Genomic DNA, 19,566 nt, shown 5'->3' on the forward strand with positions numbered 1-19,566 from the left:
ATACCGTGGGTCGGTGGATGCGCAGGCAGTGGTCGATGTCACGATCGTCGGCGCTGGCGCCATCGGGCTGACCACAGCGCTGTGGTGCGCCGACGCCGGCCTGACCGTGCGGCTCGTCGATCCCGCGCCGGGACGGGGCGCCTCGTGGGCTGCTGCCGGCATGCTGGCACCGGTTGCGGAGATGCACTACGGCGAGACCGCACTGCTGGCCCTCAACTCAACCTCCTCCCGGCGTTGGCCGGCCTGGGCCGAGCGGCTTGGCGAGCAGGGGATCGATGTGGGCTACCAGCGCTGTGGCTCGCTCCTCGTCGCCCGCGATGCCGACGATGCCGCCGAGCTCCGCCGCCTGTTGCAGACCCACGAGGACCTGGGACTCGAGGTGAGCTGGCTGCGGAGTCGTGCCGCGAGGCGGGCCGAGCCGGCGCTGGCACCGTCCACCCGGGGTGCGATCCGCGTGCCCGGGGACCATCAGGTCGACAACCGGGCCCTGGTGACCGGCTTGCTCGAGCTGGTGGCTGGGCACGGCGCGATCATCATGGATCGTCGGCGCGTCGCCTCGGTCGAGGGGCGGTCCGCGGCCGGGATCTGCACGGTCGGGCTCGATGACGGGACCGACGTGCAGTCGCGATCGGTCGTCCTCGCCTCGGGGGCCGGAACGGCGGCACTGCACACCCCGACGCTGGAGCTGCCGACCATCCGTCCCGTGAAGGGGCAGCTGCTGCACCTGCGCAGTCACGACGGACCGCTCGCCGTTGCCAACATCCGCGGCCTCGACTGCTACATCGTCAACCGTCCTGACGGCCGGATCGTGGTGGGTGCAACCGTGGAGGAGATGGGCCATGACACCACGGTCACGGCCGGCGGTGTGTCCCATCTTCTCCGGGCCGCCTGGGAGCTGATGCCCGGAATCGACGAGTGCGAGTTGGTGGAGACGACGGCGGGCCTGCGGCCCGGCAGCCCGGACAACGCGCCGCTCATCGGTTGGGTGGAGGGAACGACCGGCGTGATCGCCGCCGTCGGTCACTACCGCAACGGCGTACTGCTCAGCCCGATCACTGCCGAGATCGTCACGGGTCTGCTGACGGAGGCGACTCCCGCCGCGGACGTGGAGGTCGGTGCCTTCTCGCCGTCGCGCTTCACCCCCTCGTCTGCGACGACCGCATCTGCGTAGGCTGGGCCGCATGATGGTGCTGGTCAATGGTGAGGAGACGGTGCTGGCCGCCGGATCGACCCTTGCGGATGTCGTGTCGCGACTGGGACACGACCCGTCGCGGCCCGGCGTCGCGGCTGCCGTCGACGGCGTGGTGGTGCCACGTGCGGCCTGGTCGGACACCCCGGTGCTGGATGACCAGCGGGTCGAGGTGCTGACGGCCGTCCAAGGCGGCGCCCGATGAGCGACGGCGTGCCGGTGATGGCCGACGGCGATCCGGATCCCTTCGTCGTCGCAGGTCACGAGATCGGATCCCGGCTGATCATGGGCACCGGCGGAGCGCCGTCGCACGAGGTGCTGGGCGAGGCGCTGACCGCCTCCGGCACCGCCCTGACCACGGTTGCCCTGCGGCGGCTGGACCCGGCCGCGCAGGGCTCGGTGCTCGACGTCATCCGTGCTCGCGACATCGAGGTGCTGCCGAACACCGCCGGCTGCTACACGGCCCACGAGGCGGTGATGGTGGCCCGCATGGCCCGCGAGGCGCTGGACACGACGTGGATCAAGCTCGAGGTCATCGGTGATGACCGGACGCTCTTCCCCGACCCGGTCGAGCTGCTGGAGGCCGCCGAGACGCTGGTGGACGAGGGGTTCATCGTCCTGCCGTACTGCGGTGACGACCCGGTCGTCGCCCACCGGCTGGAGCAGCTGGGCTGCGCCGCAATCATGCCGCTCGGTGGCCCGATCGGATCAGGTGCCGGCATCCGCAACAGCTACAACCTGCGGATCATCATCGAGCAGGCCTCCGTCCCCGTGATCCTCGACGCGGGGATCGGGACGGCCTCTCACGCCACCCAGGCGATGGAGCTGGGCTGCGCCGCCGTGCTGTGCGCGAGCGCCGTCACCCGGGCCAAGGATCCGGTGCTGATGGGTGGCGCGATGGCGGAGGCGGTGTCGGCCGGCCGCAAGGCCTACCTGGCGGGCCGGATCGCCGAGCGGCTGTATGCCGATGCGTCCTCGCCGGACTACGGCCAGATGGGCTTCGACCGCGGACCGGACTCCAGTCGCACGCGTTCCTGAGATCTCCGCGTTACGGTGGCGGCGATGGCGTCCAACCCCGCGGAGTCCGAACCCGACGCCCTGGTCGACTTCACCCAGGTCCCGCGCCGGCTGCAGACAGCGGTGGTCGTCTCGGCTGCGCTGGCGCTGCTCGGCTGCGTCGTCGACGGCGCCATCAACGGGCTCACCTTCGCACTGATGGGCCGCTGGGGCGGCATCTTCGTGCTGGTGGCGTTGTTGTCGGGAGCAGCCGTCACCGCGATCCATGCGCTCGGTGGTGCCGACCGGGCGGGGCAGCGCGGGGAACGACTGGCCGGCCCCGACGTCGGGCTGTCCCCGCGCCGCTTCGAGGGCCGTGGGCTGCTCCACAAGGCGGACGCCGTCAGCGCTGCCGCGGCCACGGGCTCCGCTGCCTCGACCGACGAACCGGAGCTGGACGACACGCAGCGTCTGGACCCGGTCCAGCCTGACCCGGCCGCGGACGAGAGTCAGACGACCAACCCCGATGCACCCCGCTGACCGCGCCGCTCGTCTGGCGGACGCCTACCTGTATCTCTGCACGCCACTGCGGGACGACCTGCCCGAGTTCCTCGATGCCGTCCTCGCGGGGGGCGTGGACATCGTGCAGTTACGGGACAAGAACGCCGAACGGGCGGAGCAGGTGGCTGCCTGTCCCTTGTTCCGCGAGGCCTGCGACCGTCACGAGGCGCTGTTCGTCGTCAACGACGACCCGGACGTGGCGCTCGAGGGTGCTGCTGACGGTGTCCACGTCGGGCAGGACGATCTGCCGCCCCGGGCCGTCCGGGACCTGGTCGGCGAGGCGGTCCTGATCGGCCGCTCGACCCACTCGCAGGATGAGGTGGATCAGGCCCTGACCGAACCCTGCGACTACTTCGCGGTCGGCCCGGTCAGCGCCACGCCCACCAAGCGGGGACGGCCGGGGATCGGGCTCGAGCCGCTGCGCCATGCGGCCACGGTGGCAGACCGGCCGTGGTTCGTGACCGGTGGGATGGCGCCGGACACCGCCCACGCCGTGCTGCAGACCGGCGCCACTCGACTGGTGGTGGTCCGGGCCCTCACCGAGGCGCCCGACCCGCAGACGGTCGCCGCAACCCTCACCGGGATGCTGCGGTAGCTGGGCTACGCCGTCAGGTTCCCGACCAGGTCCCGCAGGATCTCGACCGGCATCGGCCCGTCCAGGCGGTCCACGATCACGCCGTCGGCTCCGATGGTGAACAGCCACGGCTCGGTCGGCAGCCCCCAGTCGGCCACCGCCGGCACGACGGGTACGCCAGCCACGGCCCCGCCGGTCGGCTCCTCCGCGTAGATCTCGGAGTGGATGAAGGCGACGTCGCCCCAGTCCTCCTCCTCGCGGATGGTCTCGAGGGTGGCTACGGACGGCCCACAGACCGCGGTCTGGCAGAACTGGGGTGTGGCGAACATCATCACGACCGGCTGACCCGCCGCCAGCGCCTCGTCGAGGCTCACCTCGTGCATCCCGCACGGTGGATCCTGGGTGCAGAGCGAGAAGACGCCGAGGTCCTCCTCGACGGTTGCCGTCTGGGCGCTCACGGCCATGGCACCTGGGATCAGCGGCTCGCCCTCGTCTGGGCTGCGGACCTGTGAGTTGCTCGGGTCCACGACCTGGATGGCGTTGACCCCGAAACCGGACTCGGTGAGGGCGACGATCTCGAACAGCCCCGGTTCCTCGAGGGCGGTCTGGAGGTAGTAGACACCCTGACCGGTGTCGACAGCGGGGGAGAAGGTCGGCGTCAGCGGGCCGGCGATCACCTCGCCGGTCTCGTCCGGGGTGGTGGCCACGCGCCGGAGGTAGATGTCCACCTCCTGGTCCTCGGCCAGCGGTGACATGTCGCTGTTGGTCAGCCCGAAGGCGAGCCACCGCTCCGGGCCGGTGAGCAACTCCAAGGAGGCCAACTGCACGAAGTAGGCCTGGTCGTCGCTGGAGGGCGGGAGTTCAGCCCTCTCACCGTCCGCGGCACCGCCGCACGCAGTGGCGACGAGGCCCGTGGTGGCGGCGAGAGTGGCGGTTCGAATGAACTGGCGTCGATCCATCCTGCCCGAGCCTAACTCGCGCACTCCACGGTCGTCAGCCATGGGCAACCGACCGGTCCATCGTGTCAGACTTGGGTGACGTGAAGCAGCGAGCGGCGGGTCGTGCCCTGGGTCTCCTCCTGGCCCTGGTCTGCGTGGCCGCGTCCTGTCAGGGCGGCCAGCAGGAGCCGCCCATCCGCATCGGGGCCGGGTCGACGGGTGAGCAGCAGATCCTGGCGGCCCTGACGGCCGAGGTCCTGTCCCGCAAGGACATCGACGCTGAGATCGTCCCGGAGCTGGGGGACAGTCGTGACGTACGGGACGAGGCGCTGGCCGGGCGGGTCGATGTGTACTGGGACTACTCGGGTGCGGCCTGGGCGCTGTCCCTTGGGGCCCTGGCACCCCCGGTCGACCCCCTCGAGTCCTTCGAGGCGGTTGCTGCCGAGGAGGCGGAGAACGGCCTGGAGTGGCTGGGCCCCCCGCAGATCGACGTCCGCCTGGCGTTCTTCGTGCCAGCGGGCGCGGTGCCGCCCGACACCGATCCGACCCTCTCCTGGCTGGCCGGCGCGCTGGCGGATGGCAGTGGCGCGCTGTGCGCCGACCCCGAGTACCTGGCCGCGCCCTCGGGCTACGCCTACCTCGCTGACAGCTACGCGATCTCCGCCCAGTCGGTGACCACCAGCGCCATGGTCGAGGACGCGGCGCTGCGCGGCATCGCCGACGGGACCTGTCAGACGGCCCTGTCCACCCAGGGGTCGGGTCTGGCGCGAACACTCGGCCTGACGGCCCTCCGAGACGACCTCGGCGTCTTCCCGGCCCAGGTGCTCTCACCCGTGCTCGTCGAGGGTGGGCGCGCCGACCAGCCCGGCCCCCGTGATGCCTTGACCGATCTCGGTCGACTGCTGGGAGAGAACGATCTGGCCAACCTCAATGCGGCAGTCGAGTTGGGTGAGGCGCCCGACGCCGTGGCGGTCGCCTTCCTCGACGCGCGAGAATCGGATCAGTAGGAATCGGATCTCCAGGCGGTACGGTCCAAGACGTGGAACGTCTGAGCCTGACCGATCAGGTCGCCGAGGCCATTCGCGGTGAGATCCTGAATGGGGACCTGGCGCCCGGGCATTCGCTCCGCGAGGTTGCGCTGTCCGAACGGCTTGACGTCGGCCGCTCGACGGTCCGCGAGGCGATCCGGATGCTGGTCTCCGAGGGCCTGGTGTCCCAGCAGCACCATCGGGGATCAGAGGTCACCCGGCACACCCCGGCCGACGTCGAGGACCTGATCAACGCACGGGTCATGATCGAGCGCCACGTGGCCACGGTCGGGGTGGGGGACACCGCGGAGGCCGAGCGTGCCCTGGCCGACCTCGAGGTCGCCGTTCGCGGCAAGGACTGGCGAGCTGCAGCCGCCGCGGACGAGGCATTTCACCGCGCACTGGTGATGTCGATCGGCTCCGAGCGGGTGGGCGCCTTCCACGCACAACTCGCCGGAGAGATGCGGCTTCTCCTCACCACGGCCGCGCGCTACTCCCCGGAACCGGACAAGGTCGCAGAACACGCGCGGCTGCTCGAACTCGCGACATCAGGGGACCAGCAGGCCTACCTGGACGCGGCGATCCACCACATCACCCGGTCACGCCCGACGTTGGTCGACGTGGCGACGCGCATGGCCGGGATCGCCGAGACCGCCTGAGCTCATGGACAGGGGCTGGTCTTCACAACCATGGTCTGATAGATTGTCTGACAATCAGACGATTCTTGACGAAGGAAGGTGAAGCCGTGTCCGACCTGACCTGGGGACAGCGCTACGCGATGTGTGCGCCGACGTTCTTCGACGTGGTGTACAGCATCAACCCGTGGATGGGCGGCACGGTCGATCCGGACGTCGCCATGACGCAGTGGGAGACGCTGGCAGCCGCGATCAGGATGGCCGGTGGCGAGGTCGACGTGGTCCAGCCGATGGCTGATCTGCCGGACATGGTGTTCGTGGCCAACGCCGGCGTCGTCAGCGGGCCGGCCTTCATCCCCGGAGCGATGCGCTACCCGGAACGGGCCCCGGAGACCGCCGCGTTCGTCCAGTGGGCCGGGGCGGTCGGCTTCACCGTCGAGCGGCTGCCCGAGGGAGCGGTGTTGGAGGGGACGGGCGACGCCATGCCGCTGGGCGACGTGGTCGTCAGCGGATACGGCGCCCGGACCAATCGAGCCGCTCACGCCGCGCTCACGCGGTTGACGGACGTCGAGGTCGTCCCCGTTCGACTGCAGGATCCACGGTGGTACCACGTCGACCTCACCCTGTGCCCCCTGGACTCACGGCGGGCGATGGTGTACCCCGAGGCGTATGACCGTGCCGGCGCCGCAGCCGTGATCGCCCACATCGCCGAGCCGCTGGTACTGACCGAGGCGGAGGCGGCAACCTTTGCCGCCAACTCCATCGTGGTTGGACGGACTGTCATCATGCCGGCCTGCCCGCCGCGAGTCGGACGACTGCTGGAGGCCTGGGGCTTCGACGTGGTGGTCGTCGACGTCGGGGAGTTCCAGAAGGCCGGCGGGGCGGTGCGGTGCCTGACGTTGCCGCTCGACACCTCGATCGGCCGCGACCGCGTCGCACAGATGGAGGTTGCCTGATGGTGTCGGAGTCCCTGGAACTGGAGCGCCGCCACGGCGCCAACAACTACCACCCGTTGCCGGTCGTCATCAGCACCGCCTCCGGCGCCTACGTCACCGACGAGGACGGGCGGCGCTACCTGGATGCCCTGGCCGCCTACTCCGCCGTGAACTTCGGGCACGGCCACCCACGCCTGATCGAGGCAGCCAGGAGGCAGCTGGATCGGGTCACGCTGACCAGCCGGGCGTTCCACAACGACCAGCTCGGTCACTTCTGCGCCGAGCTCGCCGAGCTCTGCGGGATGGACCGGGTCCTGCCGATGAACACGGGCGCCGAAGCCGTCGAGACGGGCATCAAGACCGCCCGCAAGTGGGGGTACGAGGTGAAGGGCGTCCCGGACGGCCAGGCCGAGATCATCGTCGCCGATGGCAACTTCCACGGCCGCACCACCACGATCATCTCCTTCTCCGATGACCCGTCCGCACGCGACCACTTCGGCCCCTACACCCCAGGCTTCGTCCGCGTGCCCTACGGCAGCGTCGAGGCCATCGCGGCCGCCATCACCCCGAACACCGTGGCCGTGCTGATCGAGCCGATCCAGGGCGAGGCCGGTGTCGTGATCCCCCCGGAGGGCTTCCTGCAGTCCCTCCGGAGGCTGTGCAACCAGGAGAACGTGCTCTTCATCGCCGACGAGATCCAGGCGGGTCTGGGTCGCACGGGTCGCACCTTCGCCTGTGACCACGAGGACGTGCGGCCCGACCTGTACCTGCTCGGCAAGGCACTGGGTGGCGGGATCGTCCCCGTGTCCGCGGTCGTGGGTCGGGACGACGTCATCGGCGTCTTCGGGCCTGGTCAGCACGGCTCCACGTTCGGCGGGAACCCGCTGGCCTGCGCCGTCGGTCGTGAGGTCATCGCCATGCTCGGGGAGGGGACCTATCAAGCCAATGCCGCCGCGCTGGGTGAGCGGATGAAGCAGCGCCTCGACGCCGCCGTTCTGCCGGGTGTCAAGGAGGTCCGCGCTCGCGGCCTCTGGCTCGGCATCGAGAGGACCGACGCGGAGCCACCGGCCCGCCGGTTCTGCGAGGCGCTGCTGACCGCTCAGGCCCCGGGGCCCGCTGGTCCGGCAGGTCTGTTGGCCAAGGACACCCACGAGACCACGATCCGCCTGGCCCCGCCGCTCGTCATCACGGCGGAGGAGGCTGACTGGATCGTCGACCAGCTGGTGGCGGTGCTCGCCGCCTAGACGGCCTGATCGGCTACGCGCGCCTCCAGCTTGTCCAGCGCCATGGTCCAGCCGGCAGCGCCAGGGGAGTCCGCCGGGACACCGACGTGGGTCATCCGCAGGTGCGTGCCGCCGTCGTCGGTTGTGGTCAGCTCGACGATGATCTCGGTGGTCTCGGGGTGGCTGTCAGGCATGCCCATCGCGGCAGGGGAGAGGACGTTGCCCTCGGCGTCCGCCACGCTCTCGGTGTAGACCAGCCGGGTCGGCCGCTCCACCTCGAGGTAGCGGCCGACGAACCACATCTGCATGGGGCCGTCAGGGGTCTGCACCTCCATGCAGATCTTGCGGTCGCCGTCCACGCGAACGTCCATCTCGGCAGTGGGGATGGTGGCGCCCGTGGGGCCGTACCAGGCGGCGAAGTGCTCGGACTCCGCCCACATCGACCAGACCAGGTCGATGTGGGCCGGCAGGGTCCGCTCGAGCACGACAGCGGGTTCGGTCTGGTTGTCGGGTGTGGTTGTGTCGGTCATGGGGTGGTGCCTTCCTGTGGTGTCGGGTTGGGTGCGGTCGGGGGGTCGTCGGTCAGGCGATCCAGATAGGCGGCAAGGCGGTCGAGCCGGTCCTCCCAGATGGGGCGGTACTGCTCGGCCCAGTCCGAGACGGCTTCCAGTGGCGCCGGGTCCAGCACACAGGGCCGGAACTGCGCTCGTTGTCCCTGCACGACCAGGCCGGCGTCCTGCAGGACCCGGATGTGGCGTGACACGGCGGGCAACGACATGTCGAAGGGTTCGGCCAACTCACTCACGCTGGCTTCCCCGTGCGCCAACCGGGCGAGGATGGCCCGGCGTGTGGGGTTGGCCAGCGCGGCGAACGTCTCACTCAGGTGGTCGTCGTCCAGGATCGCGGGCATGACCAGTAGTAAACCATCATGTTAATTAACATGCAAGCTAAATATTGCCCATCCCTTGCAGTCTGAAATCGAACACATGTACGATGCTTGATCCCTGTAACGGGATGAGACGCGAAAGGTGTGGTCGTGACCAAGCGGTATCGAGAGGCGGTGGAGGTGGAGACAGCCGCTGGTCGAGATTCCGACGGGGGAGCGCCGACCAGGTTCACGTGGCGGGAGGGGCGGTATCAGGTGGTCACGGTGCTCGGTCACTGGCGGGAGGACGCCGGGTACTGGGCAGGTGGCGGGGTCGAGGTCCCGCAGCGTGATCTGTGGCGGGTCGAGGCACGTCGCGGCGTGTCCTCGCACGGGATCTATGAGTTGGTCTGTGAGGACCTGACGAGTCCGGTGGACGACGGGGATGCGGGTGTGGGGGTCACCTGGCGGCTCGATCGGGTCTGGGACTGACTGGCCTGATCGGTGGGCACAGCAAGCGGGGCGGCACCGTGTGGTACCGCCCCGCGCTGGATCAGGTGAGGAAGAGAGGGTTAGCCGTCCTCGCCCTCAGCCTCGTCCATGGCTTCCTCGCCCTCTTCCATGGCTTCGTCGCCGGCCTCTTCAGCCTCGTCCATGGCGTCCTCACCAGCCTCTTCGGCCTCGTCCATGGCTTCCTCGCCCTCTTCCATGGCTTCGTCGCCGGCCTCTTCGGCCTCGTCCATGGCGTCCTCACCAGCGTCCTCGACCTCGCCGGTTCCCTCCTCGACGTCCTCCTCGAGGCCATCGGTGGTGTCGTCGCAGGCAACGAGGCCCAGGGCGAGCAGCAGGGTCATGAGCAGAATGGTCACGCGGTTCTTCATTGGATTGATCTCCTCTGAATCGGTTACCACCAGCCCTAGCCGGTTCTGTGCGGGCTGAATCGGCCCGAATGGCCAATACCATCGTCCGGACAGCCAACCCGAGGACCCCCCAAATGGCCGACACCATCACCACCCCGCAGGTCGCTCCTGACATCGATGAGGAGACCCGCGTCGATCAGCACCTGGACCCCGTCGAGCCGGGTGACCACGACCGGTTCGCGCACTACGTGTTCGGGCGCAACCCCAGGGCCAAGGTCACCAAGGCGATGGTCACGGGCACCCCCATCCGGGCGCTGTGCGGCAAGAAGTGGGTGCCCAGCCGGGACGGCTCGAAGTTCCCCGTGTGCCCCGACTGCATCAAGATCAAGAACCGCATGATGCGCGGAGGGGACGACGCGGGGGAGTAGCGGCTACTCGCCGCTGTTCTGCTTCGAGCCGGTCAGCTGCGCAAAGCCCGACCCGTCTTCGAGCGGCTCCCCGACCAGCAGGCAGACGATCTCACGATCGTTCGCGTTGTCCCAGGAGTCCTGGCTCGGCGTCAGCGAGCTGGCCCAGATCGCCGACGACTCGTAATCCGTGCCCACGTAGTTCGCGAACTCATCGCCCTGGCACCGCTGTGACGCGAACTCCGACACCGCGGTCTGGTTGAAGGGGGCGTCCTCCCCATCGGGCATCTGCGGCAGCGCGAAGACCTCGGCGTCGTGCGGCTCCGCGCAGTCAACCGTGTCGTAGTCGGTGATCTCCTCGCCGTCGGGCAGGTTCACGCACTCGCCGATCGTGAACTCCACGACCGAGGGTGTGCAGGCTGCGACGAGCACCGCCAGAGCGGCGATGGTGAGCAGCAGACGGGCGAAGGAATGACGGGGCAGGTGGGCAAGATGGCGCACGACAGGCGGCCTTTCTCGGTGATACGGATGCAGCAGCCCCGCATAGGGTATGACCTAGCCAGACCACCGCCATGGAGGGCCATCCGTTGAGCGACACCCGAGACCCCAGCCGCATCATCACCGACGGGATGCCGACCCAGCTCCCCGACAACGACCCGGACGAGACGCGGGAGTGGATGGACTCGCTCGATGCCGTCATCCGCGAGCACGGTCGTGATCGCGCCCGGTACCTGATGCTGCGGCTGCTCGAGAAGTCCCGAGAGAGTGGCGTCGGGGTCCCGGGCCTGCGCTCGACCGACTACATCAACACCATCCCACCGTCGCGTGAGCCCGACTTCCCGGGCGATGAACACGTCGAACGGCGGATCAGGTCCTACATCCGCTGGAACGCCGCCGTCATGGTCACCCGGGCGCAGCGGCCGGGCGTCGGGGTCGGCGGCCACATCGCCACCTACGCCTCCGCAGCAAGTCTGTACGAGGTCGGCTTCAACCACTTCTTCCGCGGCCGCCAGCACGACGGTGGGGGCGACCAGATCTACATCCAGGGGCACGGCTCTCCCGGCATCTACAGCCGGGCCTACCTCGAGGGGCGGCTGACCCAGGACCAGCTGGATCTGTTCCGCCAGGAGAGCCAGGAGGGAGCGCTGTCCTCCTACCCCCACCCGCGCCTCATGCCGGACTTCTGGGAGTTCCCCACCGTCTCGATGGGCCTCGGGCCGATCAACTCCATCTATCAGGCACGGTTCAACCGCTACCTGCACAACCGGGGGCTGAAGGACACCTCGCAACAGCGGGTCTGGGCGTTCGTCGGTGACGGCGAGATGGACGAGCCCGAGTCACAGGGTGCGCTGACCGTCGCGGGACGCGAGGAGCTCGACAACCTGACCTGGGTCCTCAACTGCAACCTCCAGCGCCTGGACGGCCCGGTCCGGGGGAATGGCAAGGTGATCCAGGAGTTCGAGGCGCTGTTCCGCGGTGCCGGCTGGAACGTCATCAAGGTCGTCTGGGGCCGCAAGTGGGACCAGCTGCTGTCCGTCGACGTCAATGGTGCGCTGGTCGAGCGCATGAACAACACCCCCGATGGGCAGTTCCAGACCTACACCACCAAGGACGGCCAGTACATCCGGGAGCACTTCTTCAACACCCCGGAGCTGACGCGGATCCTGGAGCAGTCCGGTCTGACGGAGGAGGACCTGCCGGTCCTGGATCGTGGTGGCCACGACTACCGGAAGGTGTATGCGGCGTTCAAGGCCGCGGTGGAGCACACCGGCCAGCCGACCGTGATCCTGGCCAAGACAATCAAGGGCTGGACCCTGGGGCCGGACTTCGAGGCCCGCAACGCGACGCACCAGATGAAGAAGCTGACCCAGAAGGCCCTCAAGGGATTCCGGGACCGGCTCTACCTGGACATCCCGGACGCCGACCTCGAGGGTGACCTGCCGCCGTACTACCACCCGGGCGAGGACTCCGAGGAGATCGCCTACATGATGGAGCGGCGGGCCGAGCTCGGTGGCTCGATGCCCTCGCGGAAGTACACCGAGGTGCAGCTGGAGCTGCCGAAGCCCTACGTCTACGACGAGCTCAAGCAGGGGTCGGGCAAGCAGGAGGTCGCCACCACGATGGCCTTCGTGCGGCTGCTGAAAGACCTGTTCAAGGAGGACGGGATCGGCCGTCGGATCGTCCCGATCATCCCCGACGAAGCCCGCACCTTCGGGATGGACTCGCTGTTCCCGACCGAGAAGATCTACTCGCCGCACGGGCAGACCTACGAGGCCGTCGACAAGGCGATGCTGCTGTCCTACAAGGAGTCGACTGACGGGCAGATCCTGCACGAGGGGATCACCGAGGCCGGGTCGATGGCGAGCTTCACCGCAGCGGGGTCGTCGTACGCCACCCACGAGACGCCGGTCCTGCCGATATACATCTTCTACTCGATGTTCGGGTTCCAGCGGACGGCGGACGCCATCTGGGCGGCAGCCGACCAGCGCTGTCGCGGGTTCCTGCTCGGCGCCACGGCCGGTCGGACCACGCTCAACGGAGAGGGGCTGCAGCACCAGGACGGCCACTCGCTGCTGTACGCGCTGACCAACCCCGCTGTGGAGGCTTTCGACCCGGCCTTCGCCTACGAGGTGTCGATGCTGGTCGAGGACGGCATCAACCGGATGATGGGCGAGGATCCGGAAGACGTCATGTACTACATCACCCTGTACAACGAGCCGACGACCCAGCCGGCACTGCCGGAGGGTGTGCAGGCCGAGGACGTGCTGGACGGCATCTACCGCTTCTCGGAGTTCGCCGACGAGCGGACCCATCGCGTCCAGCTGTTGAGCAGCGGCTCGGCCATGCCGGCAACCATCAAGGCCCAGCAGCTGCTGGGTGAGGACTGGGACGTGGCCGCCGACATCTGGTCAGTACCAGGATGGACCCAGCTCCACCGCGACGGCGTGGCCTGCACCACGACCAACCGGGACCACCCGACGGCCGAACCGAAGGTGCCGCTGATCACCCAGAAGCTGAACGAGTCACGTGGTGGACCGTTCGTTGCAGTGACCGACTACCAGAAGGCCGTCCCCGGTCTGGTGGAGCCGTTCGTGCCTGGCTCGTTCGGCATCCTCGGCACCGACGGCTTCGGGCGCTCCGACACCCGGGAGGCGCTCCGGCGGATCTTCCGCATCGACGCCGAGTCGATCGTCGTCGCCGCCCTCTACGAGCTCAGCAAGGTGGGCGAGGTCGAGTCAGACATCGCCGCGAAGGCCATCGAGACCTACGGGATCGACCCTGAACTGCGGGTCTGGGACGAGTTCCACGACCTGTAGTCGTCCGGAGCCGCTCGTCGCAGGACGCGCGGTAGGTCAGAGATCGAATGCGGGCTCGACGGTGATCGTGGTCACCGGGAGGCCTGAACGCCGCTCCAGCGCCGCAGGGAGGTCCTGCTTCAGCCAGCGCGAGATGCCCGGCTCCAGCGTGCAGACGAGGATCTCGGTCACCGGCTCCTCCTGCAGGGCTCGTCCGGCCGCGACGAACGGATCGGGGTCGCCGACCGAGCCGTGAGCCGGGATGCCGAGCGCTCGCAGTTCCGACAACGCCTTGCGAAGACGCCACCTGGCCTGGGCCACCCCGACGTCGTCGCTGCGGACGTCCTGTCCCGGCTCGAGGTGCCCCAGCCCCTCCGAGGCCACGAGGTGGGTCGACGGAGTGGCCGGCACGACCAGGAAGACGGCCAGGTCGCCGTGTTCCCGCTGGCGGGCCTCCAGCACCTCACCCAACGAGCCGGAACCGATCGTCTGGTTCGCCACGATGAGGATCGTGTGCGTGTCCTCCTGATCCGCGGCCGCCCGATACAGCGGCTCGACCTCGTGGACGCCGGGATAGCGGATCTGCTCCAGCATCTCGTGCGGCACGTGATGGTCGTGGTCCATGTGGTCGACCAGCTCTGCCGAGGTCACGAAGCGCAGTGGGCAGCGAGGACAGGTGTGAATGGCCATGATCTACCTCCACAGGAACCATGCTCCTCCGCCCCGGGGTTGGTCAAGGTCGGATGGTGTGGCCGGGCAGGCCGGACGTCCCGGCGAGGCCGCGGTCCGCGTCAGCTGGCCGGCGTCGCGAGGTGCCGCTTAGCCTGGCCCAGCAGGCGTCGACCTGGTCCGACGACGAGAGTCGCGGCGATCAGCAGGCCGATCACGCCGAGCACGGTGAGTGAGGTGTCGAAGTTGGTGCCGTCGCTGGTCGCCGCCAGGATCGTGGGCACGCCGAAGCCGAGGTAGGTGACGGCGTAGAAGGTCGCGACGATCGCGCCGCGGGTGGCGGGATCGGCCAGGATCGTGGCGGCCGTCAGTCCGGCGGCCAGCGTCAGGCCGTAGCCCGCACCGAGGAGCGCAGCGGCGGGGAGCAGCACCAGCGGCTCCTCCAGGCGGCCGCCGAGCACGCCGGTGCCGATCCCGACCGCGCCGAGGGCGGCTCCAAGGGGAGCGGCACGCGTGGGACCCACGCGCTTCTCGACCTGCTGGATGAGGACGCCGGCGGTCATGGTGATCCCACCGACCACACCCGTGATGGCCAGGTCGCGGCCCGGCATGGCGTCCTGCAGGCGCAGCGGGAGGACTGTGAGGGCGGTGGAGGGGAAGGTGAAGACGCACAGTCCGGCGGGGACGGCGAAGGCGAGGAAGGCGGCTCTGGCTCGGGCTGGTACACCCAGGTTGAGCAGCGGGCTGGCGGGATCTCGGTCGAGGTGGGTCTCCCGCACATCCCACAGCAGCAGGAGGCCGATGACGACCAGCAACAGGTGCACCGCGTAGGAGAGGTGGAGGGGCCAGGGTGCGTACTGGCCGAGCAGTCCGGAACTGAGCGGTCCGAGGGCGAAGCCCATCGAGAGGGCCGTCGTGGCCTTGCGAGCGGCCGTGCCGGGGTCGGTGACCAGCTCGCTCATCCACGCACTGCCGACGCTGAAGACCGCGCCGCTGACCATGCCCTGCAGCAGCCGGCCAACGAACAGCAGCGGAACGGAGTCTGCGGCACCCAGGAAGATCGCCGAAGCCAGCCCGGAGACGATCGCGAAGGGGATGACGACGGCCCGCCTGCCATAGCGGTCGGAGGCGGGGCCGGCGATGAACAGGGTCGGGACCAGTCCGACGGCGTAGATCCCGAACAGGACCGTCAGGACCGTGGGGGAGAGATCCAGCTGCGTCCGGTAGAGCAGGAGGAGCGGGGTCGGGACGTTGGTGCCATGGGCGACCGCGAAGAGCGCGAGCGCAAGAGCGGTGGACTGCGTGAGGCGGGACAGGCCGGCAGCGTATCGCGATCACCTCGTGGCGGGGAACCTCACCTCGTGGCGGGGAACTTCACCTCGTGGCGGGGAACCTGACCTCGTGGCGGGGAACTTCACCTCGTGGCGGGGAACCTCACCTCGTGGCGGGGAACCTGACCTCGTGGCGGGGAGCTTCACCTCGTGGCGGGGAACTTCACCTCGTGGCGGGGAACTTCACCTCGTCGCGGTGTCGGCGCGCCGGATCCAAGCTGGGTCAGGTTCCCCTCGGCCGAGCGAGGTTCCCCACGGCTGAGTCAGGTTCCCCACCCGGGGGGTTCAGCGGAGGAGGAACCCCGTCCCCATCGGGTCCCGCGGGTCCAACCTGAAGGTATGCGTGCCCGTGGCGAAGGCCGACCCTGCGACCGTCGTCGTCACCGCCGGATGGTCGCCGACCGTCGTGGTCCCGGTCACCACGCCGGTCATGACCGAGTCGACGATGGAGAGGTTGACCAGCTCCTGCCCCTCCGCCAGCTGACCAGCAGCGTGCAGGACCGCCAGGCGGGCCGAGGTGCCACTCCCCGTCGGTGACCGGTCGACCTCGCCGTCGGCGAACACGGTCACGTTGCGCTGGATGATCGCGTCCGACCCGAGGCCCGGCGGCAGTTGCTCCAGGTCGACCTCAGCCGGATCGACCTCCTCCACCAGGATCACCCCGTAGATGTCCGCAAGCCGCTCGTCATCGGGGTGCACGGGCCCACCCGAGGCGTTGATCTCCTCCTTCATGCCACGGCAGAGCTCGATGATGACCGGGAGGTCGCGCGGTGTGACCGACAGCCCGAAGTCCCCAGCCGTGAACACCGCGTAGAACGCGCCGCCGAACGCCACCGCCCCTGCGGCGTGGCCCCCATCGGTCAGGGGTGCCTGCACGGTCGAGGCGACGAAGGCGGGGACGTTGTCGAACGACACCCGTTCGACGCCCTGGGGACCGAGGGTCACGGTCACCGGGAGTCGGCCGGAGGGGACGTCGATGGCGAACGAGACCTCCGAGGCGCCAGCCGGCGTCGGGACACGCCCGGACTCGACCGCCCAGGTCGCGAGGGCGATCGTGCCGTGGCCGCAGGCCGTGGAGTACCCCTCGTTGTGGAAGAAGACCACGCCGAGTGCGGCACCCTCGTCATCAGGGGGTGTGACGAAGCCGCCGTACATGTCCGCGTGGCCGCGCGGCTCGTTCACCAGCAGCTGCCTGACCTCGTCGAGGTTGTCCCCCGCCCAGAGCCGACGCTCGGCCACGGTCCCGCCGACCAGGTCTGGGACGCCACCCGTCACGATGCGGAAGGGCTCGCCACCGGTGTGGTAGTCCTCGGTCGTGATCGGGCCGAACGGCCAAGCGGCTTCTGGATCGGCGGTCACAACGGCACCTCGCCTGCCGGCGGTCGAGGGCCGGCCTGCAGCACCTCGACGCGACCGATCAGATCCTCGCTGTCGTAGCTGCGGCACACCTCGGGGAAGTCCGCCGTCGGTCCGGACCACTCGAGGTCATCGACCGTGGTGCCCAGATCGGCATCGTCCACCAGCGTGGCGAGCGTGCGGAAGAGCAGCGCCTCAGCCCGCTTCTCAGCGAGGGTCTCGCCCAGACGGGCTGCCCCGCGAATGCCGCCACCCCAGCGCTCGGGGTCGGCCGGAATCTGGTCGATGTGCCCGAAGCGCGTCAGCAGCTTGGCCGCCGTCTTGGCACCGAATCCGGCCAGACCCGGGAAGCCGTCGGCGGAGTCGCCGACCAACGCCAGCCAGTCCGGGATGGATGCCGGCGGCACCCCCGTCTTCTCGAAGACGCCGTCGGCGTCACGCACGGTGCTGCGCATGCGGTCCCACTGGATCACCCGCGTCCCACGGACGCACTGGCCGAGATCCTTGTCCGGGGTGGCGATGATGACCCGCTCCACGCGCTCGTCCGCGTCGGCCTGAGCCGCCGCCGAGGCCAGAGCATCGTCGGCCTCGAGCTCGACCATCGGCCAGACCACCAGGCCGAGGGACCGCAGGGCGTCCTCCAGCGGCTCGAACTGGTTGGTCAGCTCAGCGGGCAGGCCCTCGCCGGACTTGTAGGTCGGCCACAGCGCGTTGCGGAAGCTCTCGATCACGTGGTCGGTCGCCACACCGACGTGGGTCGCGGGGGTGTCGTCGGGGCCGCCCCGTTCGAGCAGCCACACCATGCTGCGCAGGACACCCCGGACGGCGCCGCGCTCGAGGTCGGTGTTGTTCGGGGCGTGGTGGTGACGGAACAGCTCGAAGGTGCCGTCGACCAGGTGCACATCCATTGGCGGCGAGACGCTCGTCATCGGTCGCGGTGTCGTCCGATCAGCCGGTGATGACGCCGTCCCCGCCGATGAGCAGCAGCAGACCGGAGGCGATGACGATGACGGCGACCACGATGGCCCACTGGATCCGCGCTCGCCGGTTCGCGCGCTTCAGCTCCCGGGCCCTCACCTGCCCTCGCCGCGGTGTCGGACGGTCCTTCGGAGGGGTGTAGCCGGGGTCTGCTGCCGTGTCATCGCTCATGCTGCCCGATCTTGACGGCATCCGTGGACCACTTCAACCCGACGGCTGCGAGGGGCCGGGCCCCCAGCCATCGGGATGGACACCTCCGGGGACCACATCGCTGTCGGGGTACGGCGTCCTGGTCAGGACGAAGGAGGCCAGATCCAGGTGTGTCAGCCGTGCCTCGGCATCACGGACCGGTTGCAGGACCTCCCCGGCGTAGTAGGCGTCCTGCCCGACCCAGGGAGCCTGCGGTCCCGACCGGGTGAACCGGGACCCTCGACCGTGCTCGCCCTGCGGGGTGAGGACCAGGGTCTCCTCGGGGGTCCCGGTGATGCGCAGGGTCAGAGGGGTCGGACCCCAGTACCAGGTGCCGGCCAACTCCCGGACGTCGACCGGGATCTCCCGCGGCTGCCAGACGGTCGGCTGCCGTGGGAAGGCCTCCTCGACCATCGACCGGACATCGGCCATGAGCGCGCGGTCCAGGCCGGCCGTGCTGTTGGTCGCCACCGTGACGCACACGTCGGTCTCGGGGTCGGCCTGCACGGCGGCCAGGAAGCCCGGCATCGAGCCGCCGTGGCCGACCCAGTGGGAGCCCGTGTCATGAAAGACCTGGAGCCCGAGGCCGTGGGCGACCGTCCACGCCTGGCCGGGGGTGTCGTTGAGGGCTCCGGGCACCCGCATCTCGGCCAGTGTCTCGGGGCTCAGCACGTCGGCTTCGGTGACCTGACCGGCCAGGAAGGCGCCCCAGCGGAGCATGTCGGGCACGGTGGACCAGAGCTGCCCGGCCGGTGCCATGGCCCTGGCGTCGTGTTCCGGCTCGGCCAGGACGACGTCGGCAAAGGGATGGACGGCCTGTCCCGGGGCGGCTGGCTGGTGCGGTCGGGCGGTGGTCCGCGCCAGGCCCAGGGGTGTGAGGACGTCCCGTCCGATCACCGCATCCCAGGGCATGTCGTGGTGGTGGGAGAGGACGGCTCCGAGGATCGCGAAGCCCACGTTGGAGTAGTGGAACCGGCTGCCGGGGGTGTGCGGGTGGGGTCGGGCGGCGATGTCCGCGGCCAGGTCGGCCTCATCGCTGCCGGCGGTCCGCTCCCACCATGGCCCCTGGGTCTCGGCAGCCAGCCCTGCGGTGTGCATGAGGAGGTGACCGATCCGGATGTGCTCCAGCGTGGTCTTCGCGACGTCCCAGGCAGGACCGAGGTGGTCGGTGATCGGGTCCGTGAGCGTCAGCGTGCCGGCGTCCCGCAGCTGCATGATGGCGACGGCCACGACGGTCTTGGTGATCGAGCCGATCCGGTACTGCGTGTCGGAGGTGGGGGGGTGTCCCTCGACCAGCCCGGCTGCTCCGGTCCACAGCACCTGGTCGGCACGGGCCAACCCGGCCACGACCGACGGCAGGCGATGGCTGGACTGGGCCGTGGCCAGGCGATGGTCGAGGCGGAGCACGAGGTCCTCAGGGAGATCCATGACCACCAAGGGTGCCCGAGATGACACGGCCGGGTCGGTTGAGGCTGTCGACTCTCGGTCCACGACGAGGAGAAATCGTGTGACTGGTGAGCGGTGACGACACCACTG

At 69.5% G+C, this 19,566-nt stretch carries 23 protein-coding genes; 12 read left to right on the top strand and 11 right to left on the bottom strand.

Translation table 11 applies throughout. The features are described 5' to 3' along the window. Positions 1–13 precede the first annotated feature (13 nt). Genes thiO through thiE form a run of 5 tightly spaced genes read left to right on the top strand, consistent with a single transcriptional unit; the run spans position 14 to position 3,341 of the window. A complete protein-coding gene (gene thiO / locus C1746_RS14865) occupies positions 14–1,171 on the top strand; it encodes a glycine oxidase ThiO (RefSeq protein WP_116715312.1) in 1,158 nt (385 codons plus the stop codon). Between the two features lie 10 nt (positions 1,172–1,181). Then, on the top strand, positions 1,182–1,394 hold the full coding sequence (gene thiS, locus C1746_RS14870; RefSeq protein WP_116715313.1) for a sulfur carrier protein ThiS: 213 nt from the start codon (positions 1,182–1,184) through the stop codon (positions 1,392–1,394). Continuing rightward, on the top strand, positions 1,391–2,227 hold the full coding sequence (locus C1746_RS14875) for a thiazole synthase (protein ID WP_276309984.1): 837 nt from the start codon (positions 1,391–1,393) through the stop codon (positions 2,225–2,227). The genes thiS and C1746_RS14875 overlap by 4 nt, the downstream gene beginning before the upstream one ends. A 24-nt stretch (positions 2,228–2,251) precedes the next feature. Then, positions 2,252–2,725 carry a hypothetical protein gene (locus C1746_RS14880; protein WP_116715314.1) on the top strand — a complete coding sequence of 158 codons (474 nt, stop codon included), beginning with the start codon at positions 2,252–2,254 and terminating at the stop codon, positions 2,723–2,725. Beyond that, positions 2,712–3,341: a thiamine phosphate synthase gene (gene thiE / locus C1746_RS14885; RefSeq protein WP_116715315.1), complete on the top strand. Its 630-nt coding sequence runs from the start codon at positions 2,712–2,714 to the stop codon at positions 3,339–3,341. Before C1746_RS14880 ends, thiE begins: the two co-directional genes overlap by 14 nt. Positions 3,342–3,346: 5 nt before the next feature. Here thiE and C1746_RS14890 read toward each other — a convergent pair whose 3' ends face one another. Further along, positions 3,347–4,279 carry a hypothetical protein gene (locus C1746_RS14890; protein WP_116715316.1) on the bottom strand — a complete coding sequence of 311 codons (933 nt, stop codon included), beginning with the start codon at positions 4,277–4,279 and terminating at the stop codon, positions 3,347–3,349. An 80-nt stretch (positions 4,280–4,359) separates the two neighbouring features. Between C1746_RS14890 and C1746_RS14895 the strand changes: the two genes are divergently transcribed. From C1746_RS14895 to rocD, 4 genes are all read left to right on the top strand, one after another. Further along, the gene (locus C1746_RS14895; protein WP_162867786.1) at positions 4,360–5,265 is read left to right on the top strand and encodes a glycine betaine ABC transporter substrate-binding protein; all 906 of its coding nucleotides are present in this window, start codon (positions 4,360–4,362) and stop codon (positions 5,263–5,265) included. Positions 5,266–5,297: 32 nt separating this feature from the next. Continuing rightward, entirely contained in the window at positions 5,298–5,945 is a 648-nt protein-coding gene (locus tag C1746_RS14900; protein ID WP_116715318.1) for a GntR family transcriptional regulator, read from the top strand. Between the two features lie 86 nt (positions 5,946–6,031). After that, a complete protein-coding gene (locus C1746_RS14905; RefSeq protein ID WP_116715319.1) occupies positions 6,032–6,877 on the top strand; it encodes a dimethylarginine dimethylaminohydrolase family protein in 846 nt (281 codons plus the stop codon). Beyond that, positions 6,877–8,100 carry an ornithine--oxo-acid transaminase gene (rocD, locus tag C1746_RS14910; RefSeq protein ID WP_116715320.1) on the top strand — a complete coding sequence of 408 codons (1,224 nt, stop codon included), beginning with the start codon at positions 6,877–6,879 and terminating at the stop codon, positions 8,098–8,100. Before C1746_RS14905 ends, rocD begins: the two co-directional genes overlap by 1 nt. Here rocD and C1746_RS14915 read toward each other — a convergent pair. Together C1746_RS14915 and C1746_RS14920 are read right to left on the bottom strand one after the other, a co-directional pair. Then, a complete protein-coding gene (locus C1746_RS14915; RefSeq protein WP_116715321.1) occupies positions 8,097–8,609 on the bottom strand; it encodes an SRPBCC family protein in 513 nt (170 codons plus the stop codon). The two genes, rocD and C1746_RS14915, sit on opposite strands and share 4 nt — an antisense overlap. Further along, the gene (locus tag C1746_RS14920; protein ID WP_205711866.1) at positions 8,606–8,989 is read right to left on the bottom strand and encodes an ArsR/SmtB family transcription factor; all 384 of its coding nucleotides are present in this window, start codon (positions 8,987–8,989) and stop codon (positions 8,606–8,608) included. Before C1746_RS14920 ends, C1746_RS14915 begins: the two co-directional genes overlap by 4 nt. A 126-nt stretch (positions 8,990–9,115) precedes the next feature. On the opposite strand from C1746_RS14920, the gene C1746_RS14925 reads away from it, so the two are divergent. Beyond that, positions 9,116–9,436, top strand: a complete 321-nt coding sequence (locus tag C1746_RS14925) for a DUF6504 family protein (RefSeq protein ID WP_162867787.1) — start codon at positions 9,116–9,118, stop codon at positions 9,434–9,436. An 80-nt stretch (positions 9,437–9,516) separates the two neighbouring features. Here the strand turns inward: C1746_RS14925 and C1746_RS14930 are convergent, their stop codons facing one another. Next, a complete protein-coding gene (locus C1746_RS14930; RefSeq protein WP_162867788.1) occupies positions 9,517–9,813 on the bottom strand; it encodes a hypothetical protein in 297 nt (98 codons plus the stop codon). Between the two features lie 125 nt (positions 9,814–9,938). Between C1746_RS14930 and C1746_RS14935 the strand changes: the two genes are divergently transcribed. Beyond that, positions 9,939–10,232, top strand: coding sequence for a DUF3039 domain-containing protein (locus C1746_RS14935; protein ID WP_116715324.1), 294 nt, complete (start codon positions 9,939–9,941; stop codon positions 10,230–10,232). Between the two features lie 3 nt (positions 10,233–10,235). Here the strand turns inward: C1746_RS14935 and C1746_RS14940 are convergent, their stop codons facing one another. Further along, positions 10,236–10,712, bottom strand: coding sequence for a septum formation family protein (locus C1746_RS14940; protein ID WP_162867789.1), 477 nt, complete (start codon positions 10,710–10,712; stop codon positions 10,236–10,238). A 71-nt stretch (positions 10,713–10,783) separates the two neighbouring features. Here C1746_RS14940 and aceE point away from each other — a divergent pair, with 71 nt between their 5' ends. Continuing rightward, entirely contained in the window at positions 10,784–13,528 is a 2,745-nt protein-coding gene (aceE, locus tag C1746_RS14945; protein WP_116715326.1) for a pyruvate dehydrogenase (acetyl-transferring), homodimeric type, read from the top strand. A 36-nt stretch (positions 13,529–13,564) separates the two neighbouring features. On the opposite strand, the gene C1746_RS14950 is transcribed toward aceE, so the two are convergent. The 6 genes from C1746_RS14950 to C1746_RS14975 form a co-directional block, all read right to left on the bottom strand. Beyond that, on the bottom strand, positions 13,565–14,197 hold the full coding sequence (locus C1746_RS14950; protein WP_116715327.1) for a hypothetical protein: 633 nt from the start codon (positions 14,195–14,197) through the stop codon (positions 13,565–13,567). A gap of 101 nt (positions 14,198–14,298) precedes the next feature. Beyond that, the gene (locus C1746_RS14955; protein WP_116715328.1) at positions 14,299–15,492 is read right to left on the bottom strand and encodes an MFS transporter; all 1,194 of its coding nucleotides are present in this window, start codon (positions 15,490–15,492) and stop codon (positions 14,299–14,301) included. A gap of 300 nt (positions 15,493–15,792) precedes the next feature. Continuing rightward, positions 15,793–16,866, bottom strand: a complete 1,074-nt coding sequence (locus C1746_RS14960) for a proline racemase family protein (RefSeq protein ID WP_116715329.1) — start codon at positions 16,864–16,866, stop codon at positions 15,793–15,795. After that, positions 16,863–17,771: a 5'-3' exonuclease gene (locus tag C1746_RS14965; RefSeq protein WP_116715330.1), complete on the bottom strand. Its 909-nt coding sequence runs from the start codon at positions 17,769–17,771 to the stop codon at positions 16,863–16,865. Before C1746_RS14965 ends, C1746_RS14960 begins: the two co-directional genes overlap by 4 nt. A gap of 40 nt (positions 17,772–17,811) precedes the next feature. Next, complete coding sequence (locus tag C1746_RS14970; protein WP_116715331.1) at positions 17,812–18,012, bottom strand: hypothetical protein; 201 nt, start codon at positions 18,010–18,012, stop codon at positions 17,812–17,814. A 33-nt stretch (positions 18,013–18,045) separates the two neighbouring features. Next, a complete protein-coding gene (locus tag C1746_RS14975) occupies positions 18,046–19,458 on the bottom strand; it encodes a serine hydrolase domain-containing protein (RefSeq protein ID WP_116715745.1) in 1,413 nt (470 codons plus the stop codon). Positions 19,459–19,566: the final 108 nt, after the last annotated feature.

The sequence above is a fragment of the Euzebya tangerina genome, from assembly GCF_003074135.1.
In the GTDB taxonomy this organism is placed as follows: Bacteria; Actinomycetota; Nitriliruptoria; order Euzebyales; family Euzebyaceae; genus Euzebya; species Euzebya tangerina.

Bases quoted from the DNA above. Each gene is read 5' to 3' on its own strand.
- thiS (WP_116715313.1), top strand. From the start codon at position 1,182: ATGATGGTGCTGGTCAATGGTGAGGAGACGGTGCTGGCCGCCGGATCG.
- C1746_RS14875 (WP_276309984.1), top strand. From the start codon at position 1,391: ATGAGCGACGGCGTGCCGGTGATGGCCGACGGCGATCCGGATCCCTTC.
- C1746_RS14880 (WP_116715314.1), top strand. From the start codon at position 2,252: ATGGCGTCCAACCCCGCGGAGTCCGAACCCGACGCCCTGGTCGACTTC.
- thiE (WP_116715315.1), top strand. From the start codon at position 2,712: ATGCACCCCGCTGACCGCGCCGCTCGTCTGGCGGACGCCTACCTGTAT.
- C1746_RS14890 (WP_116715316.1), bottom strand. From the start codon at position 4,279: ATGGATCGACGCCAGTTCATTCGAACCGCCACTCTCGCCGCCACCACG.
- rocD (WP_116715320.1), top strand. From the start codon at position 6,877: ATGGTGTCGGAGTCCCTGGAACTGGAGCGCCGCCACGGCGCCAACAAC.
- C1746_RS14915 (WP_116715321.1), bottom strand. From the start codon at position 8,609: ATGACCGACACAACCACACCCGACAACCAGACCGAACCCGCTGTCGTG.
- C1746_RS14920 (WP_205711866.1), bottom strand. From the start codon at position 8,989: ATGCCCGCGATCCTGGACGACGACCACCTGAGTGAGACGTTCGCCGCG.
- C1746_RS14935 (WP_116715324.1), top strand. From the start codon at position 9,939: ATGGCCGACACCATCACCACCCCGCAGGTCGCTCCTGACATCGATGAG.
- aceE (WP_116715326.1), top strand. From the start codon at position 10,784: ATGGAGGGCCATCCGTTGAGCGACACCCGAGACCCCAGCCGCATCATC.
- C1746_RS14950 (WP_116715327.1), bottom strand. From the start codon at position 14,197: ATGGCCATTCACACCTGTCCTCGCTGCCCACTGCGCTTCGTGACCTCG.
- C1746_RS14965 (WP_116715330.1), bottom strand. From the start codon at position 17,771: ATGGATGTGCACCTGGTCGACGGCACCTTCGAGCTGTTCCGTCACCAC.
- C1746_RS14970 (WP_116715331.1), bottom strand. From the start codon at position 18,012: ATGAGCGATGACACGGCAGCAGACCCCGGCTACACCCCTCCGAAGGAC.
- C1746_RS14975 (WP_116715745.1), bottom strand. From the start codon at position 19,458: ATGGATCTCCCTGAGGACCTCGTGCTCCGCCTCGACCATCGCCTGGCC.